Origin of the sequence: Leptospira sp. B5-022, from assembly GCF_000347035.1 — a bacterium.
GTDB lineage: Bacteria > Spirochaetota > Leptospiria > Leptospirales > Leptospiraceae > Leptospira_B > Leptospira_B cinconiae.
The window spans coordinates 149,066-168,612 of record NZ_ANIJ01000018.1 but is presented as its reverse complement, the minus strand read 5'-3'; the positions used below and the strand labels follow the sequence as shown (position 1 = coordinate 168,612).

Annotated in this window: 18 protein-coding genes and 1 other RNA gene; 8 read left to right on the top strand and 11 right to left on the bottom strand. The window is 41.2% G+C overall.

Annotated features, from left to right (window positions below):
* Positions 1-32 precede the first annotated feature (32 nt).
* Entirely contained in the window at positions 33-407 is a 375-nt protein-coding gene (locus LEP1GSC192_RS08755; protein WP_020769694.1) for a transmembrane 220 family protein, read from the top strand.
* A gap of 9 nt (positions 408-416) precedes the next feature.
* The gene (locus LEP1GSC192_RS08750) at positions 417-1,301 is read left to right on the top strand and encodes a patatin family protein (protein ID WP_020769794.1); all 885 of its coding nucleotides are present in this window, start codon (positions 417-419) and stop codon (positions 1,299-1,301) included.
* Positions 1,302-1,664: 363 nt separating this feature from the next.
* Here the strand turns inward: LEP1GSC192_RS08750 and ssrA are convergent.
* Positions 1,665-2,011, bottom strand: a transfer-messenger RNA (tmRNA) gene (ssrA, locus tag LEP1GSC192_RS19440).
* Positions 2,012-2,090: 79 nt separating this feature from the next.
* Between ssrA and LEP1GSC192_RS08745 the strand changes: the two genes are divergently transcribed.
* Entirely contained in the window at positions 2,091-2,930 is an 840-nt protein-coding gene (locus LEP1GSC192_RS08745; RefSeq protein ID WP_020769522.1) for an MBL fold metallo-hydrolase, read from the top strand.
* A 60-nt stretch (positions 2,931-2,990) separates the two neighbouring features.
* On the opposite strand, the gene LEP1GSC192_RS08740 is transcribed toward LEP1GSC192_RS08745, so the two are convergent.
* From LEP1GSC192_RS08740 to pabB, 5 genes are all read right to left on the bottom strand, one after another.
* Positions 2,991-5,048, bottom strand: coding sequence for a long-chain fatty acid--CoA ligase (locus LEP1GSC192_RS08740; protein ID WP_020769654.1), 2,058 nt, complete (start codon positions 5,046-5,048; stop codon positions 2,991-2,993).
* 196 nt (positions 5,049-5,244) lie between these two features.
* Positions 5,245-5,532 (bottom strand): hypothetical protein, encoded by a 288-nt coding sequence (locus LEP1GSC192_RS08735; RefSeq protein WP_020769682.1) that lies wholly within the window; start codon positions 5,530-5,532, stop codon positions 5,245-5,247.
* An 81-nt stretch (positions 5,533-5,613) separates the two neighbouring features.
* The gene (aat, locus tag LEP1GSC192_RS08730) at positions 5,614-6,273 is read right to left on the bottom strand and encodes a leucyl/phenylalanyl-tRNA--protein transferase (protein WP_036089612.1); all 660 of its coding nucleotides are present in this window, start codon (positions 6,271-6,273) and stop codon (positions 5,614-5,616) included.
* 33 nt (positions 6,274-6,306) lie between these two features.
* Complete coding sequence (thpR, locus tag LEP1GSC192_RS08725) at positions 6,307-6,843, bottom strand: RNA 2',3'-cyclic phosphodiesterase (protein WP_020769533.1); 537 nt, start codon at positions 6,841-6,843, stop codon at positions 6,307-6,309.
* Complete coding sequence (gene pabB / locus LEP1GSC192_RS08720; RefSeq protein WP_020769662.1) at positions 6,840-8,651, bottom strand: aminodeoxychorismate synthase component I; 1,812 nt, start codon at positions 8,649-8,651, stop codon at positions 6,840-6,842. Before pabB ends, thpR begins: the two co-directional genes overlap by 4 nt.
* A gap of 74 nt (positions 8,652-8,725) precedes the next feature.
* Between pabB and LEP1GSC192_RS08715 the strand changes: the two genes are divergently transcribed.
* Both LEP1GSC192_RS08715 and LEP1GSC192_RS08710 read left to right on the top strand, forming a co-directional pair.
* Positions 8,726-10,852 carry a histidine kinase dimerization/phosphoacceptor domain -containing protein gene (locus LEP1GSC192_RS08715; RefSeq protein ID WP_232420993.1) on the top strand — a complete coding sequence of 709 codons (2,127 nt, stop codon included), beginning with the start codon at positions 8,726-8,728 and terminating at the stop codon, positions 10,850-10,852.
* A gap of 45 nt (positions 10,853-10,897) precedes the next feature.
* Positions 10,898-11,524 carry a TetR/AcrR family transcriptional regulator gene (locus tag LEP1GSC192_RS08710; RefSeq protein ID WP_020769653.1) on the top strand — a complete coding sequence of 209 codons (627 nt, stop codon included), beginning with the start codon at positions 10,898-10,900 and terminating at the stop codon, positions 11,522-11,524.
* 9 nt (positions 11,525-11,533) lie between these two features.
* Here the strand turns inward: LEP1GSC192_RS08710 and LEP1GSC192_RS08705 are convergent, their stop codons facing one another.
* Positions 11,534-12,463, bottom strand: a complete 930-nt coding sequence (locus LEP1GSC192_RS08705) for an alpha/beta fold hydrolase (RefSeq protein ID WP_232420992.1) — start codon at positions 12,461-12,463, stop codon at positions 11,534-11,536.
* A gap of 165 nt (positions 12,464-12,628) precedes the next feature.
* On the opposite strand from LEP1GSC192_RS08705, the gene LEP1GSC192_RS08700 reads away from it, so the two are divergent.
* Complete coding sequence (locus LEP1GSC192_RS08700) at positions 12,629-13,525, top strand: hypothetical protein (protein ID WP_020769811.1); 897 nt, start codon at positions 12,629-12,631, stop codon at positions 13,523-13,525.
* A 53-nt stretch (positions 13,526-13,578) separates the two neighbouring features.
* On the opposite strand, the gene LEP1GSC192_RS08695 is transcribed toward LEP1GSC192_RS08700, so the two are convergent.
* Positions 13,579-15,081 carry a PLP-dependent transferase gene (locus LEP1GSC192_RS08695; protein ID WP_020769619.1) on the bottom strand — a complete coding sequence of 501 codons (1,503 nt, stop codon included), beginning with the start codon at positions 15,079-15,081 and terminating at the stop codon, positions 13,579-13,581.
* Positions 15,082-15,158: 77 nt separating this feature from the next.
* On the bottom strand, positions 15,159-16,223 hold the full coding sequence (gene prfA, locus LEP1GSC192_RS08690) for a peptide chain release factor 1 (protein ID WP_020769727.1): 1,065 nt from the start codon (positions 16,221-16,223) through the stop codon (positions 15,159-15,161).
* A gap of 40 nt (positions 16,224-16,263) precedes the next feature.
* Between prfA and LEP1GSC192_RS08685 the strand changes: the two genes are divergently transcribed.
* Together LEP1GSC192_RS08685 and LEP1GSC192_RS08680 are read left to right on the top strand one after the other, a co-directional pair.
* On the top strand, positions 16,264-16,887 hold the full coding sequence (locus LEP1GSC192_RS08685) for a hypothetical protein (RefSeq protein ID WP_020769880.1): 624 nt from the start codon (positions 16,264-16,266) through the stop codon (positions 16,885-16,887).
* Positions 16,888-16,910: 23 nt separating this feature from the next.
* Entirely contained in the window at positions 16,911-18,011 is a 1,101-nt protein-coding gene (locus LEP1GSC192_RS08680) for a hypothetical protein (protein WP_020769497.1), read from the top strand.
* A 2-nt stretch (positions 18,012-18,013) separates the two neighbouring features.
* Here the strand turns inward: LEP1GSC192_RS08680 and LEP1GSC192_RS08675 are convergent, their stop codons facing one another.
* Positions 18,014-19,054, bottom strand: coding sequence for a hypothetical protein (locus LEP1GSC192_RS08675; protein WP_020769602.1), 1,041 nt, complete (start codon positions 19,052-19,054; stop codon positions 18,014-18,016).
* Entirely contained in the window at positions 19,051-19,518 is a 468-nt protein-coding gene (locus LEP1GSC192_RS08670; RefSeq protein WP_020769740.1) for an NUDIX domain-containing protein, read from the bottom strand. Before LEP1GSC192_RS08670 ends, LEP1GSC192_RS08675 begins: the two co-directional genes overlap by 4 nt.
* Positions 19,519-19,547: the final 29 nt, after the last annotated feature.

The window sequence follows — 19,547 nt, the reverse complement described above, 5'->3', positions numbered from 1 at the left end:
ACCGGATAATACCCGAACCATAAGGCAAAATAATGTTCTTTAAAATAGTCTCTCTTCTTTTAGCCGCTTATTTCATTTTTGCAGGTGCAGTTCAATATAATGATCCCGATCCAATTCATTGGATGCTTCTGTATTTCACTTCTTCGTTCGCATGTGTACTTGCAGCATTAGAGAAGGATAAACTTCCCTTACTATATACGATCATAGGTATGGCGGGGATCGAGATCGCAGCAACGATCGATGGGTTCTTTGATTGGTTGAGAATGGGAAATGAAAACCTAATTACCGCAAAAATGACCGACGAAAAACCTTACATAGAGCTCGGAAGAGAATTTTTAGGGGCATTGATCAGTCTTATTGTCATCGTTTGGCTTTGGTATAGAAAGCGTCCGAATCATTCCAAATAATCCATAGTCATGTCATCCTTACCAAAATTTACCAAAAAGAAAAAAGGCAAAGCCCTGATCATAGAAGGCGGGGGAATGAGAGGCTCCTTTGCAGGAGGAGTACTTTCCTCCATGGCTCCTACTTATCCACCTAACAAATTCGACCTGATCGTTGCAGTCTCTTCGGGCTCCTGTTCTTCCGCGTATTATGTTACGGAACCCAATCCATCTTCGGAAGATATCGAAAGAGCGTTGGATATTTGGAGAAAAGAATTATCGGGAAATCATCTTATCTCTTTTTGGAATTTGTTTCGAGGAAAAAGAATATTAGATCAAGATTATTTAATTGATCATATTTTCCAAGAGAAGGTACCGATTAAGGCGGAAATCCTGAAACAAAGGAAGACGGTACCATTCTATATCGTAGTCGCTAATTTTAAAACGCTCCAACCTGAATATATAAAGGCTACCTCACAAAATCTTTTTTCACTACTGAGAGCCGCCACTTCTTTGCCGATCGCAACCAAAGGATATGGACTTTTGGAAAATTCAAAGTACACTGATGGAGGAGTATTAGATCCTATTCCTGTCGAAGCTGTGCTATCTGCAGGTTATAAGGATATTACCGTTATTCTTACAAAACCAATGGATTTTAGATTAACTCCGACAAGTCCTTTGCTCGGAAGTTTAGCGTTTCCTAAATTTCCGGAAATGGGAAAGGCATTTATAGAACAAAGGTATCGTCGTTATAATCGAGCTATGGAAATACTGAACGATCCGCCGAAAGGGATCCGTTTTGAAATTATAGCTCCGGAAAAAACTTTGCCTGCAGGAAGAATGACCACAAACGCAAACCTACTGAGGGAAAATGTTCGTTTAGGTATTGAACTCGGCAAAAAGATTTTTCCGAAATAATAATTTTCCCAGGCTGTCCGATTTCCAGAACCTTGTTTGATATAAGGATAGCAAACGAGGTTTTACGAAACGTATCTTATTATGGTCCTTATTGACCATTCTTCTGTTGGTCCAGATAATTATGAGCCTTGGGATCTGGTCGACAAGCGATCAGATTTTATTTTATTTGAATGATTACAATGGAGACGCCGGGGTTCGGCGTTACGCAGTCTCACTTCGTGTTCGACTAAGCTCCACGCCGTCTCGACCGGTGCCGCGCTACGTCCTGTAGCTCGGGCGCGTTCGCGACGCTTCTAGGGTCGCTGCTTCCGCTTTCACGGTCTCGCTTCGAACCCCTCAGATTTTATTTTATTTGAATGATTACAATGGAGACGCCGGGGTTCGAACCCGGGTCCTATTGCGCCTTAATGGGGCCTCTACATGTTTGTCTTATGTTTTAAATCTCGAAAGGCCTTAGCCCATAAGCAGGCGTGTCCTTCCTATCCGGTCCAAATACTCTCTAAATCGTGAACCGAAAACCGATCTAAAAAGTCTCCCGTTTAAGGCAGAAGAAAGACCACCGGGAGAGTAAGCCTATCTTCCGTAGTAGCTATTAAGCTGCTAGTGCTAATTCGTTGTTAGCGTTTATTGTTTTGAAGGTTTTTAAGAGGCCCCTCACCCCTACATGCCACCACATCTTAACTACAACAGTCGAAACCTAATTCGTCCCCGTAGATTTAATGATTAGACTTAAAATCGGTTGAGCTAGTCAGGAAATCAAGAAAAAGTAGATCGATTGGTGCTTCAATTTTGAAAATTTTCATCCTGCTGGTCACGACCTTATTATTCTATTGCGGGACTTCTTCCCTAGAAGTAAAAAAGCCAATTTCAGAAATTTCGGGCTCCATGTCTCCTCCTGAATTACAGGACGGATTGTACGTAATCCTGGCTGGAAAATCATTTTATCCGAATCGTCTTACGAATTCCGAAATAGAGGAAGGTGAGTCCGAGATCGTATTCTTGTTTTATCTAATAAAATTAGATAAACGTTACATTTTGATCGATACCGGGACTTCTTCCATATCGACTCCAGAGATTGCGGTCCAAAATTGGATCTCTTCCGATCAAATTTTAGGATCTGCGGGCATAAAACCGGGAATGATCGGAGAGATCATTCTCACTCATTTTCATTCGGATCATTCAGGCGGAATAAACCTTTTTCCAAATGCAAAAATTTATGTTACACCGGAAGACTGGTATTCCCTTAAAAAAAATAGAACATTAGGCTCCAAACTTTTCGCCAAAGAAAGATCAGGAAAGGTACAATTTGTAAAATCGAGTTTCGAAGTTTTTTCGAATTTTCGCATTCTATTAACGAAAGGACATACGCAAGGCTCTATTGCGATAGAGTGGCTACGATCTCCGGGTAAAAAATTCCTGATCACCGGAGACGAATGTTATTGGGTAGAATTTTGCAAGCAGGGCCACAGTCTTTCTTCGGAAGGAACCTTTTCTCTTTCCAATAATAAAGAATTTTTAGATTATGTTTCCGTCCTATCTTCGAGCGGAACAAAAATTTTGACCATGCATGATCCAGCTGTTTTATCTTTAGGAGAAGAAGTTCTTCCGAGAATTTATAAATTAGATTAAAAAAAATCCCCCGGGTTCAACTCCAAGGGATTTTTATTACATAGATCAGGATCGAAGATTTTATTTATAAACTTTATCGATTCTCTTTTGGTATTTCTCGGTAATCACGTGTCTTTTCATTTTGAGTAGGTTAGTCAATTCGTCGCCTATCTCAAAAGGTTTTTGAGCGATTACTACATGCTGGATCAATTCGAAAGACTTGAATCCGTGTTTAGTACTATTGTACTCTCTGATTTCTTTTTTGTAGAACTCGATTACCTTAGGGTTGTCGATCAAATCCTTGATGTCCTTAGCTTGGATACCATTTTGAGCCAACCACGGACCCAGAACTTCCAGATCCGGAACAATAATTGCTCCTAATACTTTTTGGTCCTGACCGAAAACCATGGATTGTTTGATATAAGGAGATTCGTCCATACGGTTCTCAATTGGAACCGGCTCAACGTTTTCCCCACCTAATAATACAACGGTTTCCTTAGCTCTTCCTGTAAGGGTCAAAGTATGTTTGTAGTTGATGAACCCGATATCTCCGGTGTTCAACCATCCGTCCACAATCGTTTTCTTAGTGGTTTCAGGATTTTTATAATACCCCTTCATCACTTGAGGCCCTTTGATATGAACGATGCCCTTTACTCCTAACTTACCGGCAAGAAGTTGTCTTTGATCGTTAATATGAGTCAGGACGTTTCCATGATCGTCTCTTAGCTGAAGTTCAGTTTTAGGAACGACATACCCTACGGAACCAATGATCGGATGATCGTAATGACGCACCGAGATCACAGGGGCACTTTCCGTCATTCCATAACCTTCCAATACCAGAAGCCCGATATCATTAAAGAAATTATCCACGTGACGTTGTAAAGCCCCACCTCCGGATAAGGTCCCTCTCAGACGTCCACCCGTTGCTTGGCGGATCTTAGAGAGAACAACTGCATCCAAAGTCTTAAAGTTAAAGATCAATCCTAAAATCGCGATTGTAAGCAGAACTGGAGCTAAGAACGCCAACTCAGGCTTGTACATCTTGATATAAGAATATCCCACCGCACTGATCAAAGAAACCGTGAACGGTCCAAATAGTATTACCTGACCGAGTGCTTTGATCCCAAGAGCCAGCGATTTGAAGATACTTCGGTTTTCGTAATCCACTTCTTTTCCGGTTAGGAATCGAACTCCCGCGTTATAGTTCTTAGAGAACAAATAAGCAGTATTAAAGAGGAATTTACGGACCGGAGGAGTCTGCTTAGGATCATTGATCTTATTATAGATCCCGGTATAGATACTCTCCCAAACCCTTGGAGCGGAGGCCATAAAAGATGGTCTGGCTTTTGCCAAGTCGTTTCTGAGGTCGGCAACCTTGGTGTAGAATGTGGAGATCCCGAGAGAGATTGCAGAGTATTCTACTACTCTTTCGAAAATATGCCATACGGGTAGAATAGATAACATACTGTCATCTTCACGCAGTAATGACTTTTTCAGGATCAAAGGTACGACATATTCCATCTGGTGGACCATGTTAGAATGCATAAGCATTACACCCTTAGGCATTCCTGTCGTTCCGGAAGTATAGATCAGAGTGAATAAATCATCAGGTTTGATACCTTCGATTCTTTTTTCCGTCTTGTGTCCGCCTTTTGCTCTTAACTGTTTTCCCGTTTCGATCAGATCATAAAGATGCAAAACTCCTTTGGCCTTAGTTTTGCTATCCTTGTCCATAATGATAACGGTTTCCACACCTTTCAGTTTGGATTTGTTCTTAACGAACTTCTCATACATCTTATCGTTCTCTAAGAATACTACGGAAGCTTCGGAATGAGTTAAGATGTATTCCATCTCGGAATCGGTTACATCGGTTCCTCGAGGAACGTTTGCACAACCGGAGAAAAGAACCCCCGCATCCACGATGATCCATTCCAAACGGTTATCCGCTAATACTCCGATATGTTCGCGGGCTTTTACGCCTAAATCGATTAACGCCTCGGACAAAGAGAGGCCAAAATCTACTAATTGTTTAAAGGTGGTCGGCTGATATTCTTTCTTTTCGTCCTTCGACCAAAACGCCGGTCTGTCCCCAAAAGACTCGGCGGCCTTGAGGTACATGTCTGCTAAATTTTTGTACATTGGAGTTGTTCCTTTGAAGAAGGGATATATTACGCTTATGGCATAAAGCGCGTTTAGGTTAATGTAAGAAGGCGACCCGTCAACTAAATTTTAGAATTACTCAAAGTGTAGGTGCAGTGCAAAATCGAAGAAAGGATGAGTAAAAAGAGAAAACTCCGTTCGAGAAAACCTCGAACGGAGTGAGAAAGGAAAAATATTACTGTTGTTCTTCGCCAGCGCCTTCTTCTGCAGGAGCAGGGGTAGCGTCAGACTTGGTTCCTTCTTCTTTTCCTTTTTTGGAATCTTTCTTATGCTTCTTATGGTGTTTTTTCTTACCTTTTTTCTTCTTAGCTTTTTTTTCTTTTTTCTCAGCTTTAGAAGCGCCGGCATCTTCAGTCTTCGCAGGAGCATCGCCGGTAGTCTCTTGTGCGCTCACTCCGGTGAAACCGAAAAGAGCGATTGCAGAGACAAGAAGGGTAACAAGAATTTTTTTGGATAGGTTCATTATGATCTTCCTATAGAAACTTTGGTTTGTGTCGTAATTTTATTATTATGCGAGGCAAATCAAATCCATTTTACATAAAAATCAGATTTCATCCATAGGAGGGACCCATTTGTTCGGGACGGCTACAGCGAGTGACAGACGGTCCAAAAATTTATCCTTCGGGATCTCATAAGCCCCCAGGTTCAAAGTAACCGGATTCATTTGTTGGGTATCGAATAATGTAAAATGGTCCTTCTTCAATGCTTCAAACAGAAAATAGAGTCCGATCTTCCCAAAGTCAGGCAAAAAGGAGAACATAGACTCTCCGGCAAAAAATTTACCGATAGCCACCCCATATAATCCCCCGCCTAACCGTCCGTTCTCATCCCAAACCTCTACGCTATGAGCATAACCTTCCTTATGAAAGTTGGTAAAACCTTGTAAAAAGTTTTCCGTTATCCATGTTTGTTCTTCCGTTCTAAATGCGCAGCAACGCATAACTTGTTCAAACGCCCGATTGAAAGTGACTGTGAACTTTTTTTGTCGGATCCTTCGGTGGACCCTGGAACTAATATGAAGAACATTTAGGTCAAAGATAGCTCTCGGATCCAAAGAGAACCAAAGTAAAGGTTTGTCGGCCCAAGGAAAAATCCCTCGAGTATATGCATATAAAAGACGATCCGGCTTTAGATCTCCACCGATACCGACCACCTCTTCCACAGAATGTCTAGGGTCCGCAAAAAAATCGGAAAAGTCCCGGATAGGAGAATACTGATTTTGTCTGGGGTTTTCCATTTATTCCGAAAGCAGAGGGTACGATTCTTCGACCGAGTATACCTGACCGTTCGCTCCACTGCGACTAGAAAATAGATGGAATTCCGACACAGGAACTATGTCGGTTTGGAATCCGGAGAATTCGTTTAAATAAAGATCCAAACGTTTTTCAGGGGTCCTTTTGAATCTTCCGATAGTAATATGGGGTTTATAATCCCTTTTATCGATCGAGAAACCTTCCCTTCTGAGAGTGGATTCCAAAACTTTTTGTAGTTTTTTCAATTCCTCTGAAAGTGTCACACCCACGTATAAAACTTCGGGAAATTTATTCCCAAAGAAACCTACACCTTTGATCTCTAAAGAAAAACTTTTTTCGGAGATTTGGTTGCAGATCTCGGAAACCTTTTCAATTTCTTCGGATTTTAATTCGCCCAAAAACACTAAGGTAGTATGAAAATTTTCCGGAGAAACCCAGCGGATCTCTTCCAAACCGAAACAGATCTTTTCCAGATCCGATTTTATAGGATCGGGAAGAGTAAGTCCTAAAAAACTTCTCATTCGAAATCTACCCCGGTAACTCTTCTAATCCCCCTAAGAGAATTCACCAAAATGATCTTGGATGCGAGGATTAGGTCCTCTTTGGAGATTCTTCTCTCCTTTGCTTTCAGTTTTTTGATCCATCGTTTACGAGCCACCCCGGGAAGAATTCCTTCCTCCAAGGAAGGTGTGATCCATTCCCTATTTAGAAAAAGAAAGATAGAATGAATAGCGCCCTCTGTCAAATGACCTTCCCTATTTGTATAGATCCTATCAATATAACCTTTAGAAGTTGCAGACTCATATCCTTCCGAAAAAATTTCCCGAATATTCGTCTTATGGTAAAAGAACCGATTTTTTTTATCTGTAGAAGTTCCGCTAAATAAAATCTTCCCCTCTTTGGGGCCCGAATCAAATTCGGAAACTTCGGATTTAAACTCTCCACTGGATAAAAGAATAATTTTCACTTTATAATTATTATCGGAATTAATCTTGCCGGTCGCTTCACCAACGGCGGATTCCCACTCTTCTTCTTTCCAACTGAAACCGAATTCTTTCGCGGATGTTCTCATTCTTTCTTTATGATCGTTCAAAAAATAGATCTTTCTTCTTTTGCAGATTGTAGTGGTGAAAAGGTAAAAATTTTCCTTTGTATCGTTCAAAAATTTAGCCTTGGACCAACATTCTTCCCATTCTTCGTTCGGATCGGAATTGATCGTAATTCCGGAACCCACTCCCATTCTTCCTCTTTTTTGTCCGGAAGAATCTTGTAAAAATTCGAGCGTGCGGATCGCAATGGAAGAAATTTCTTTTTGAGGAGACAGATAGAATATTCCCCCCGTATAAACTCCTCTCTTTTTTTCCAAACTTTGAATGATCTCCGAAGACCTTTTTTTCGGAGCTCCGGTGATCGAACCTCCCGGAAATAATGCCTCCAGAATATCTGTCCATTTTATATCCGATGAAAGTTTGGAACGTATCTCACTAGTCATCTGAAAAACGGTAGGGTATTCCTCGATGGAAAATAATTTAGAAACTTCCACGGAACCGGGTAAAGAAATCCGTCCCAAATCGTTGCGAAGAAGGTCGGTGATCATTAAATTTTCCGCTCTGTCCTTTTCCGATCGGAAAAGTTCCAGTTTTAATTTTTGATCTTCCTCGGAATTTTTTCCTCTGGGTCTGGTCCCTTTCATCGGAACAGTCCTGATCTGATTGGATTTTTTTTCCCAAAACAGTTCGGGTGAGAATGAAAGAATATCTCTTTGTGTCGGAATAGAATCTCCTGTATGGATCCAAGCCTCATACGGAACAGGTTGCTTTTTTCTTAGCTCGAAAAACAATCTTCCGAGAGAACCTTCTAATTCTATTTCCAAGGGAAAGGTGAAATTGACCTGATAAATATCACCTTCATAGAGAAAATTCCTGATTTTACGAAGGATCTTTTCGTATTCCTTTTGATCCATTCCGGATCCGATTTTTGCGGAATAACCTTTGTCTTTATATTTTGATTCCCACTCGGAAATTTCCCCAAGGTCTAAAACTTTTGGTTCGGAAAAAATCCCGAACCAAAAAAGAGGATTTTCGAAAACTTCTTCCATATTACCAGGGTTTAAAAATAATTCTCCTGCTTCGTAGGAAATCCAACCCGCGGCATGATACCCTTGGGAGATCTTGTTTTGAATTTCTAAGAGGAATTTCCTTGCTTCACTTCGTCGATTAGTAGTAAGAATCTCATTCGGCTCTGTTAGAACTAGACATCCCTCTTCAGAGAAACCTTCTCCTAAATAAATAAAGGGTTTCTTGGAGTTTTGAAATAGATAGGAAATCATCGGAAAAGGTCTTAAAACCTTATTCTCAGCCGCTTCCGAATCCTAAAAGCGAAATGAAGAAGATTCTAAGATTAATGTTATCTCGATCCCTAAAATACGTCCAATCAACTGCCATAGTTTTTCTAGTGGCTTCCGTTTATTTTCTTTTGGGAAAATTCGGAGAATCCTTTGGGAATTTTTCGGATTACGCCTCTCCTATATGGCCCGCATCCGGTTGGGGACTGGTCACACCTTTATTATTCGGAAAAGTTTCCTTTTTCGGGATATTCACAGGTTCCTTTCTATACAACTGCCAGATCCGACACGAAAATTTTCCGGGACAGGAACTAAACGTATACTTTTGGGCGGCGATTTTGATCGCCTGCGGCAGTACTCTTCAATCTTTTACGGGAACCTATTTATATAAAAAATTTATCCCACAATTGGACCTTACAAAGAACCCATCCTTCGTTCTTAAATTTCTTTGGATAGAAACGTTCGTTTGTATTATCGCTGCAACAATCGCATGTTCAGGGCTTCTACTTTTAGGGATCATCGATTTAAATTCTCTTTTTCCTACCTGGATCATTTGGTGGATGGGGGATTCTTTAGGAGTATTCGTTTACTTTCCGTTTTTCTTAAGTTGGCTAGGGCCGGGAGTAGCAAGATTCCGTGTACATTCTTGGAAAGAGAGTGCGGGGCTCGTTTCCTTCTTAATTTTATTAGGGGCCGGGATCTTTTACTTCTTTACCATCAACAAAGTACCTGCCTATTTTCCGCTTTCCTATCTTCTGATCGCTGTCATTTCGCTTGTTTCTCTCAGGTTTGGAGGAAGGGAATCTTCTCTCGTACTGATAATCGTTTCTTTCGTTGCGATAATAGGGACTGCACAAGGGCATTCCTATAATTTCCCTGCGTCCAAAGAAGTTTCACTTCTACTTTTGCAAAGTTTCCTTTCTGCGATCTCGATCGCTTCTCTTTTGGCACTGGCAGTTGTAAAGGAGAGAATGGATACTGAAGAGAAACTTTTCCTCTCTCATCAAAAATTGGAAAAGTTGGTCGCTGAAAGGACCCAAGAACTGGATCGTTCATATCGGTTTTTAGGAGCAAGTGAAGCGATCTATAAAGGATTATTCGAGAATGTTCCGATCGCAATTTTAGAATGTGATTACTCCAAAGTACGAAGAATGCTCGGCGAATTACCCAGGATGTCTAAAAAGGAATTCACTAAATTCCTAAAAACAAATCCTAAATTCGTTTCCGAATGTTATGAAACGGTAAGTGTCGTGGATGCTAATAAAGAATCCGTTCGACTATTCGAATCAAGCTCGAAGGAAGAAGTCCTATTCCTTGCCAGAAACTTTTTTAGAAAGGGAAACGATCATTATTTTAAAAAACTTCTAACCCGGATCCATTTTGGAGCAAGAGTACTTCATACGGAAGTTACGTTATCCACCTGTAGTGGAAAACAATTCGAAGCATCCATACGTTGGTCCTTGGCTCCGGAATTCGAGGAAACATTTTCCTCTACTATCGTTACAGTCGCCGAGATCACGGACAAAAAACAAGCCGAGAGACAATTAAAATCCTCCTTAAAAGAAAAGGAAGTGATGCTGAAAGAAATTCATCATAGAGTAAAAAACAATCTACAGGTGATTTCCAGTTTATTTAGTCTTCAGTCCGAATACGAAAACGATCCAAAAATCCACGAGGCATTTGCGGAAAGCCAAAACAGGATCCAAACCATGGCGCTCATCCATGACGAATTGTACCAGTCCAACGATCTAGGCAATGTGGAATTTTCCGGATATTCCAGAAGGCTAGTGGAAAAGATTAGGACTGCGTATAAGATCGGAGCGGAAACAAGAGTGGATGTGATATCCAGTCCCATTCATTTGGAAATTAGTATCGCAATTCCGCTAGGGCTTGCATTGAACGAACTTCTCACGAATTCTTTCAAGTATGCATTTCCCCAAAATTATTCTCCTTCCGACGGAAGACCTAAGATACAAGTTAAACTCCAAAAAATAGAAAAGATCGTTCTTTTAGAAGTTTCGGACAATGGGATCGGTTTGCCAAATGAGTTGGATCCGATCGCAACTCATTCTTTCGGTTTAACTTTGGTCCAGGTTCTTACTAAACAATTAAAAGGAAAATTGGATTTTTCTAGCTCCAAAAATCAAGGAGCCAATTTCCAAATCCGTTTTGAACTTCCGAATTAGGAAAATTCCTTGCGGACAAGTTCTCCAAATCGGAGTAAGGAGAACATGAGAACAACTCCGCCTAGTCCGATTGCCAACAGGGCAGAAGCAAGAAGAGAACAGATCCTGGAAGCTGCATTGGATGTCTTCTCAGAAAAAGGGTACCATGAGGCAGGTATTGCGGATATAGCCGGAAAATTAAATATAGGCCATGGGACCTGTTATCGCTATTTTAAGAATAAATTAGATATCCTACATGCGTTAGTGGACCGTATCCTTCTCGGATTATTGGAAGTGGTGCGCAAAGAAAGCCCTGAAAAATCAAACACGATCGAAGAATATAGGAATCAGATCAAGAATATAGGCTGGGAACTATTTCAACTTTTCAGCAAGGATCCAAGGCAAGCAAAGATCGTTTTTTTCGAAGCAATGGCCTTGGATGAAACCGTAAAAAGAAAGGTGCAGTTGGGCATCGATAAAAGCGCCAGGCTCACAGAGTTGTACCTAAAGAATGGTGTAAAAAAAGGATTTTTAAGGAAAGAATTGGATACTCGCATTGCATCCCAAGCAGTAAACGCAATGATGTTCGAAGGAATACGTATTAACTTATCTTCTAAAGTGGATTCTAAATTTGCAAAACGTTGGTTGGAAGAAATGCCCACCCTTATGCTGGAAGGAATGGGCAAACGTTAGATTTTATCCCTATAACGTAAGGAACTGTACCAGATCTTTTGCGGTTATTTCCGGAATTTCCTCCATAGGAATATGCCCCGCACCCTCGTAAGTGATAAACTTAGAATTTTGAATATCTTTAATCCAATTCTGGGCGTATTCGAGTTTTAGCCAATGATCTTCTTTTCCCCACATAACTAGAGTTGGAGTTTTTACGGATTTGATCCCTTCCGAAATTTTAGGGTCCGTAAACTTCTCCCTAGCCGTCCTGAAAAAATAATTATAAGCCTGTCGATTCCCTTCCCTTCTCGAAAGATCCACATATCTTGTTTTGATCTCAGGTGTGATCTTAGAAGGATCTCCGTAAACCTCATCCACACTTTTTTCCACCATAAAACTCGGCAGCATATAGCGTGCAAACGGACTTACGATAGGATTACTTCCTAAGGCGATCATTGGAGGCATAGGTTGTGCATACCCGGCCGCATCTATTAATACCAACTTTTGGACTTTATTAGGATATTTTAATACGTAATTCCAAGAAATATAACCGCCCATGGAATTTCCCACCAAATAGAAGGAATCCACTTTTAGATATTCCAAAAATTTGTTCAGAACTTCTACACCTTCCTCCAAATTCAATTTTTCTAGATCTTCCGGAGGACCGGTAAGTCCATGGCCGGGCAGATCTATACGAATGACCCGATAACGAGACTTTAATAACTCCGCCCAAACATCCCAGGTATGTAAAGAAGAACATACACCGTGTAAGAGTATGATTACTGGTCCTTGGCCTTCGTCCCTATAATGGATGTTCAGGTCTCCTATCGGAGCGAACTTGGATTCAGAGTTTGTATACTTCGCTTTCAAATCCTCTAGAGACTCGGAGCCGATCCCTAAGAATCTACAATCAAGTAGAAAGAGTAGAAGTAACATTAAGCTTATTGTGGTTCTTTTCATAATTTCCCTGTTTAATGAAAATTCCCACCCAATCGAAATGACAGATACGTCATTCGGATGCTAAAGTAAAACCCGTTTTTCTTGGAAATTTTTCATTTCTCTATTGACAAAAACTGAATGACATGTCATTCTTATGCTTAATAAAGGTGAGGAGAGTTCAATCCAATGGTTCAAGTGGATGTTTTTTGGGCCTACGGCCTGGGAGCCGGTTATGCAATGGCCGCAGCTCGCCAAATTAAAAAATTGCAGGAAGGAGAAAGCACCGTCGGTTCTATTCCTTCCGTTACAAAAGAAGAGGAGAAGGTCCCATTTTGGAAAAATACCTACTTCATCTTTAACCTTCTTTATTTAGGTTTATTATTCGCTCCGTCCGGCTTGTACCTTGTTTGGCAGTTTACTAGCTGGGAAACAATGCACGCCGGAGACAAGACCATTCCGGGTTGGTTGGTAGCTTTATTCGGTTTAACGAATATTTCTCAAGGTATTTTGGGTTTTTGGGTCGTTTGGAAATTATTGGAAGCAGGAAAAAATTTCTTAGCTTATCTACAAGTTCCTGCCGGATATTTCGGTATGTTCTTCATTCTTGTTCATGGATGGGATGGGACAGGTTATAAAAGATTTTTCTCCGAATCTGTGGAACAATTCCAAACGAACTGGACCTGGGGAACGGCGATCAACTGGTTAACCTCGGATGTTGCGATCACTTTATATGCAATGGGTGTGATCCTAATTCCTGTTCTGATCGTTTCTCTTTTGAGGATCGAAAAAGAAGGTTGGGTATTAGGAGGCTCGGGAGAATTTTCCGTCAGAAAATCTCCTTCCGGTTTAACCTCTACAATTGCTTTTTTAGCGACTGTGTTCGTAGGCGCCCTGGGATTTGCGATCATATCCAGTGTGATACTGCATCAACTGGGCTGGATCCTTGGGGCAATCGTTTCCGGCTTAGTGATCTATATATTAGGAATTTCTAAATTCGGATTATTCAGGATCTTGTATAAGAATGTTTTACAGTCCGAATCCGAGACTAGCGGCAAACTACAAAGTGTTCGTTCTGCCGCCTAAGTTGCCCGAGGGTCGCCTTCTTTAGAACCGTTCAAATTTTTGGCTCTGGCGAGTTAATCTCCCAGAGCTTTTTTGTATTCCGCGATTAGAAGTTCCGGATTTTCTCTTCCGATGGAAATTCGGATAAGACTCGGATCTAATCCTACTTCTCGCAGGAAACCTCTTCCCGCTTCCGTGGACACTAATTCATAATGAGCCAAATACATGTATAACATATTTAGGGTGAATTCGGTCCCGAAACTCGGCCCTTTTAACAATCTTAAAGAATTGTAAAACGGTTCCAGAGGAACTCCGGGTTCGATCGTAATCACCCCGCAATGCAGATCCTTGTCTCTTGCAATCTTGGAAAAGTTTCCGTGATTTTCTTCGGAACCGCTCCAATGAACCGCCTTGATCTTTGGATGATTTGAAAAGAAGTTCGCAAGTATCGCCGCATTTTTTCCGATCTCTCTCACTCTTTCTATATACCCTTCTAATTCGAAGGACATACGTTCGCAATCCCTCACGTAAGGAGTTTCCAAAAACTCCGGAGAATCTTTTTTTAATGTCTCGAAATAAGGAGAAGAAGGATTCAAAAATAAAGCGCCCATCATAACGTCCGCATTTCCGGATGCAAACTTGGTCAAACTCTCCACGATCACATCCGCGTAAGGAGAAAGATCCACTACTGCGGAACCCGCTACGGAAATATCCGCTACCAATGGAATTCCGTATTTTTCTAAAAGTTTTTTAAGTTCCGGATAATCGGGGACTTGGATGAGAGGATTTGTAGGAGATTCCGTAAGGATTGCCGCAACTCTATGGCCCTCTTTAATGAGGAACTCTTCCAGTTCCTTTAGATCGACCACATCGTGGAAAATATGAGAGCCTCTAGAATATTTTTCTAATATTCTGATATTATCCACGTACAGCCATCCGAGCCTGAGCCAGATATCTTTTCCTTCTTTGGCACGGACTTTGTCCAATGCTCTAAATGCAGCATAAACGGCATTCATTCCGGAAGTTGCGAGATATACTTGTAGGTTTTTGCCCGGATACAAAGAGGATAGTGATCCTTCTACCCTTTCATAAGGTTTTTCTTTTCTAGATTCTTCTATGTATATGGAATCTATAAGTCCTTTTTTGAATAAATAATCCTCCGCCTTACGAGAAGATAATAAACATCCTGTATGTTGGATGAATGATAATATTTTGGATTCGTTTTCTTTATGGGAAGGTATGGTTAAAGTAATGATACCTTCATCTTCTATGACCTTTGCGTCTTCTATTTGAAAAAAGGAAACGATATGATCGGCGGCTTTGCGAGAGTTTACGATAAACTGAGGGCCATCCACCCCTTTGGTTTCACGATTATAATCTAAAATTTTTTCTATATAAGCATGAGCTACAAATCGAGGATATCCGGCTTTTAGTCTAGAAAGAGTTTCGGTCCTTTTTTCTTCGTATCCGATTACATCGGCGACTTCCGGAAGGCTCATGGAAACCGCGTGAATGTTTTCAAACGGTATTCTTTCCCCGCAGATCCTTCGATGCGGTTCTTCTATCTCTAGTATCATACTTTGATTACCATCGCAAAATTTAAGGCAGAAACATCAACTTTATTCGGTTGGACGAGCAGAAGTCTAAAACGGTTCTAATTTGCCTGTGAATTTGCGAGACGTTTGACTCTGTCTTCTTCCGTTAAAGCGTTGATCAGGTCGTCCAGATCTCCTTCCATTATAGCAGAAAGATTATGACTAGTAAATCCGATCCTATGATCCGTACATCTTCCTTGTGGAAAATTATATGTTCGTATTCTTTCGGATCTGTCGCCTGAACCAACCATTTGTTTTTTAAGAGCATCGGCTGCGGCCTTTTTTTCTTCCGCCTGCTTTTCTAAGATCCGAGCGCTTAAGATCCTCATCGCTTTTGCTTTGTTCTTGTGCTGGGATTTTTCATCCTGGCAAGCAACTGCGATCCCGGTCGGAATGTGAGTGATACGAACCGCAGAGTCGGTGGTGTTAACGTGCTGACCGCCGGATCCGGAAGAACGATATACATCTATTCTTAGATCGTTTTCGTTGATATTGATCTCCGATTCTTCGGCTTCCGGCAGAACTGCAACTGTCACCGCACTTGTATGAATCCTTCCACCGGATTCCGTTGCTGGAATTCTTTGTACTCTATGAGTTCCCGCTTCGAATTTAAAAAGATCGTATGCTTTATCGTTTTCCATTGCGAATATGATCTCTTTTAATCCACCGATCCCAGTGGGAGAAGAATCTATGATCTCATGACGGATGCCTTGCTTATCCGCAAACTTGGTGTACATTCTAAACAAGTCGGATACGAACAATCCTGCTTCTTCTCCGCCGGTCCCTGCTCTTATCTCGAGTAATATGTTTTTTCCGGAATTCGGATCCGGAGGAAGAAGTAGGATTTCCAACTCCTTCTCCAAACTTTCTATCCTTTCTTCCGCTTCTTTGCGCTCTTCTTCGTACATGGAGCGCATATCCCCGTCTTTTTCCGTTTTTAAAAGTTCTTCGGCGTCTTTTTTATTCTGAATTACTTTTTGGTATTCGGTAATTTTATCGAATAAGGGCGTGAGTCGGGAACGTTCCTTATAAAGTCGTTTCAAATCATCCGGGTTGGACGCGGTAGTAAGTTCGTCCGATATTTTGAGGTATTTTTGTTGTATTTTTTCTAGTCTATCTAACATAGAAACCGTATCCCATTGCCTTGGTACCTTACTCCTCTACATGGAAAACTACAATTCGATTCTTTCCGCAGTTTCCGATCAGATACTGAATCTTTTATCCGGTCTGCATTCTTATCGCAGCCCCTATGCAAAGACCATAGGCTCTCCCGAAGAGCTCATACAGGAACTGACCCAAAAAACTTCTCTCCAAACCGGAGCGGCGAGTGCTGCTCTTGCCCTACCTCAGGGCCGTTTGGGACTTGTTACCTTGGCCCCCGAAATTATTTTAGTCTTAAGGCTCCAAAGTAAATTGGTAAAAGACATCGCCGCTTTATATGGAAAAGAGCATCAGGTGACTCCGGAACTTATGGCTTATTGTTTATTCAAGGACAAGACCTCGTTCTTTCGAAACGTTCTCAAAGATGTCGGAGCTAGGGTTTTGATCCGGCCAATTGCCTGGAAACTCTTACAAGAAGCGACCTATCAGATCGCGAAAAACCTCGTCAAAGGGAAGAAGTTTTCAAAACCTAAAAACGGATTTTGGCTCCCGATTTTCGGTTCCTTGCTCTCCGGAGGATATTCCTTTTTGGAAACTAAGAACGTTGCCTCAAGAGCTCAGAAATTATTTTCTAAAGATATCATCAGCGTCCGATCGGACGAGCCTTGGGCTGAGGAAACTGCCTGAACTCAAAATCTAAGTTCTATAAAATGATCAGAGCCTTATCTTTCTTATTACTGATTTTTCTTTCCTGGAACTGCAAAAGTAAACAGGAAAGTTTAATAGAAGAGATCCAAGAACTACTGGAAGAACAGAATTACGAAAAAGCTTCCGGCATGTTAAAGGATTATCTGATAAAACCCAAATCCGACGACGAAGTTCTTTCTACCGAAAAACCGGAAACTCCAAGAATAGTCGAACTCTCCCACGACCGAAAAAGATTAGTATATTTGGAAGATAGTAAACTGGTTTGGCGAGATACAAGCGACGGGTCCAACGGATCTAAAAGTTTGGACGAAGTCCCTGCTTCTCTTGCCGTTTCCTTAAATGCAAACTTTGCATTGGCCGAATATCCGATGACAAACGGTTGCCGCTTGTTTGCTATATCATTAAAAAATAATGATCTTCTGTATGAGTCTGGTGCGCAGATATCTTGTCGCAACAGAGGTGGGATTTCGGACGACGGTTCTAAAATTTACTACTTCGTAGACAACCAACTATATGAAGAGAAAACTGTGGAACCCAGAACTCCTAAGTTGATCGTTTCTAAAGAAAAGATCGTTCCACCTTTTTCAGGACTCAAAGCCAGATTCTATTTATATCCGATCGGAAAGGATTTCCTACTCTTCTCCGGAAACGCTGGGTCATACTATTTATACTATTTCCAACCCGAAAAAAAATCGGTAGAAAGAATAGACCAAGAAGTTATCAGTCCATTGATCTACTATGGCACCGGAGATTCCGCATATTATTTGGGCGGCTCCATCGGTAGACTTCATTTAAGAAGGTTACAATTCGGAAAAGGCAAACCTTCTAGCAGTAAGTTATTCACTATCAGCAGAAAAGAGATCAATCCTTGGAAACTTCCGGGTAAAAACGAATTCGTTTCCAATTATTCAGGCAAAGTACACCTTTGGGGACCTTCTCGCAAAAGCCAAGTTTTACCTTTACTTTGTGAAAGGATATGGCTTGTGGATCAAAACAAGATTCTGTGCGAGAACGAAAAAGGCGGATTGTACCTTACCAATTTGGATTTTCCGGAAGAAGATTGGAGAATTCTCAAATTGTACGAAGAAGCCAGAGATAAATAATCTTAGAAAAAGATATTGATGATCAGGTTTCCCTTTTGGCCTTCAATCGGCTCAGGTGAACCATAACGTGTCTTAGCAAAACTTTTTGCAGGAAATTCATGGTTCCATACTTTGCCGGAAAACTGTACCTGTCCGCTGGATTCAAAAGAAGAATTTTTGATCCATTCTCTGAACTTGCCTTCGTCTTCCTCGGAGCCAAGTCCGATCAATTTACTTACGTATGTTTTTTTAACAATCTCTTCCATCTGAGGAGATTTCAGGTCTTCCGTAAATAAGATCCCTAGTCTACCCGAGGACAAATTTGCTACCCAAACTTCTGGAAGAACTTCTTTTTCGGAACCTGCCATCCGAATGCCTTCCGTTTTAAGAGCAGAAGTTCTAAGCAAAGATCCTTCTAAAAACTTTCCGGAAGAATCGAGTATGTATGCTCTTTCCTGCCAGTCGCCCGGTTTAATGGTAAGTTTTCCTTCTTTCACTTCAGGAGAAGGTAAACAAATCGTTCCGGCCAAGATAGAAACTCCATACATCTTTGCTAGACTTCCGAAAATCCTTTCGTATCTTTCTTTGGAATCTTGGGCGATCGTAAATGATACCGCTTCTCCGTCCAGGATATGGGAGAAGTTTTTAAATGAGATCCTTTGGAAGAACAGAGCCCAATTCCAAGCAGATTCGATATTCTCCGAATCCAAAAGTTCCTTTCTGGAATCCATTAGGAAAAAGTAATTTCCTATCTCTGGTGGAAAAACAACGATCGTGGAATTCTGTAGCCAGCCCTTTTCTTTTGCCAGAGCAAGAGGCTCTTCCAACCAAGCCCTGAATCTATCTTCTCTAGTGAAATATTCAGGTTTGAATTCCAACTGAACGATAAGTAAATTTCCGGACCTTCTATCCCAGCCTAAAGAAATTGATTTGGTTTCCTTTTTAGAGATCCTTTTTTGGAATTCTTCTTCGCTTAAAGAAACCCCCGATAGAAGCCATCCGATAAATGCGAAGATCGGAACTAAAACTAAGGAAGCGAGTGCATTCCTAACGAATGGGCTCATACAGGCCAACCTTTAAGATCTAATTTACCATCCGGGATCATCGGAACATATTCTTTTTGGTACAATTGCAGAGCATCTAACATGTATTCGAAAAATAAAGGTTTAGGATTGTAAGTCGCAGCATCCACCCAAGCAATATAATCATGCTCATCGGAAAGTTTGATCTCACCGGATACAAATTCTCCGTGATATGCAACGATCACACAAGGATGATTTCCATCACTGACTCTATGTTTATGGATGAGGATGGGTCGCGGGTGGATCTTGATCTCACAAGCTTCTCCCATTTCTTCCTTTAACTCTCTGGATAAACTTTCCAGCCAGTCTCCATAAAATTCGTCCTCATTCATCCTTCCACCGGGAAGGTCTCCGAATCCGGATTTGCGGTCCCTAAGAATGAGAAGTTCCTTTCCTTTTCTCAAAAAAACCTTTTGTGTGATTTGAAAAAAACCGTGTTTGCTCAAAGTCTTCATTCCCTTTCACAGCAACCCGT

Bases quoted from the DNA above. Each gene is read 5' to 3' on its own strand.
- LEP1GSC192_RS08750 (WP_020769794.1), top strand. From the start codon at position 417: ATGTCATCCTTACCAAAATTTACCAAAAAGAAAAAAGGCAAAGCCCTG.
- thpR (WP_020769533.1), bottom strand. From the start codon at position 6,843: ATGAGAAGTTTTTTAGGACTTACTCTTCCCGATCCTATAAAATCGGAT.
- LEP1GSC192_RS08710 (WP_020769653.1), top strand. From the start codon at position 10,898: ATGAGAACAACTCCGCCTAGTCCGATTGCCAACAGGGCAGAAGCAAGA.
- LEP1GSC192_RS08695 (WP_020769619.1), bottom strand. From the start codon at position 15,081: ATGATACTAGAGATAGAAGAACCGCATCGAAGGATCTGCGGGGAAAGA.
- LEP1GSC192_RS08740 (WP_020769654.1), bottom strand. From the start codon at position 5,048: ATGTACAAAAATTTAGCAGACATGTACCTCAAGGCCGCCGAGTCTTTT.
- pabB (WP_020769662.1), bottom strand. From the start codon at position 8,651: ATGATTTCCTATCTATTTCAAAACTCCAAGAAACCCTTTATTTATTTA.
- LEP1GSC192_RS08680 (WP_020769497.1), top strand. From the start codon at position 16,911: ATGATCAGAGCCTTATCTTTCTTATTACTGATTTTTCTTTCCTGGAAC.
- prfA (WP_020769727.1), bottom strand. From the start codon at position 16,223: ATGTTAGATAGACTAGAAAAAATACAACAAAAATACCTCAAAATATCG.
- LEP1GSC192_RS08700 (WP_020769811.1), top strand. From the start codon at position 12,629: ATGGTTCAAGTGGATGTTTTTTGGGCCTACGGCCTGGGAGCCGGTTAT.
- LEP1GSC192_RS08735 (WP_020769682.1), bottom strand. From the start codon at position 5,532: ATGAACCTATCCAAAAAAATTCTTGTTACCCTTCTTGTCTCTGCAATC.
- LEP1GSC192_RS08755 (WP_020769694.1), top strand. From the start codon at position 33: ATGTTCTTTAAAATAGTCTCTCTTCTTTTAGCCGCTTATTTCATTTTT.
- LEP1GSC192_RS08675 (WP_020769602.1), bottom strand. From the start codon at position 19,054: ATGAGCCCATTCGTTAGGAATGCACTCGCTTCCTTAGTTTTAGTTCCG.
- LEP1GSC192_RS08705 (WP_232420992.1), bottom strand. From the start codon at position 12,463: ATGAAAAGAACCACAATAAGCTTAATGTTACTTCTACTCTTTCTACTT.
- LEP1GSC192_RS08685 (WP_020769880.1), top strand. From the start codon at position 16,264: ATGGAAAACTACAATTCGATTCTTTCCGCAGTTTCCGATCAGATACTG.
- LEP1GSC192_RS08715 (WP_232420993.1), top strand. From the start codon at position 8,726: ATGTTATCTCGATCCCTAAAATACGTCCAATCAACTGCCATAGTTTTT.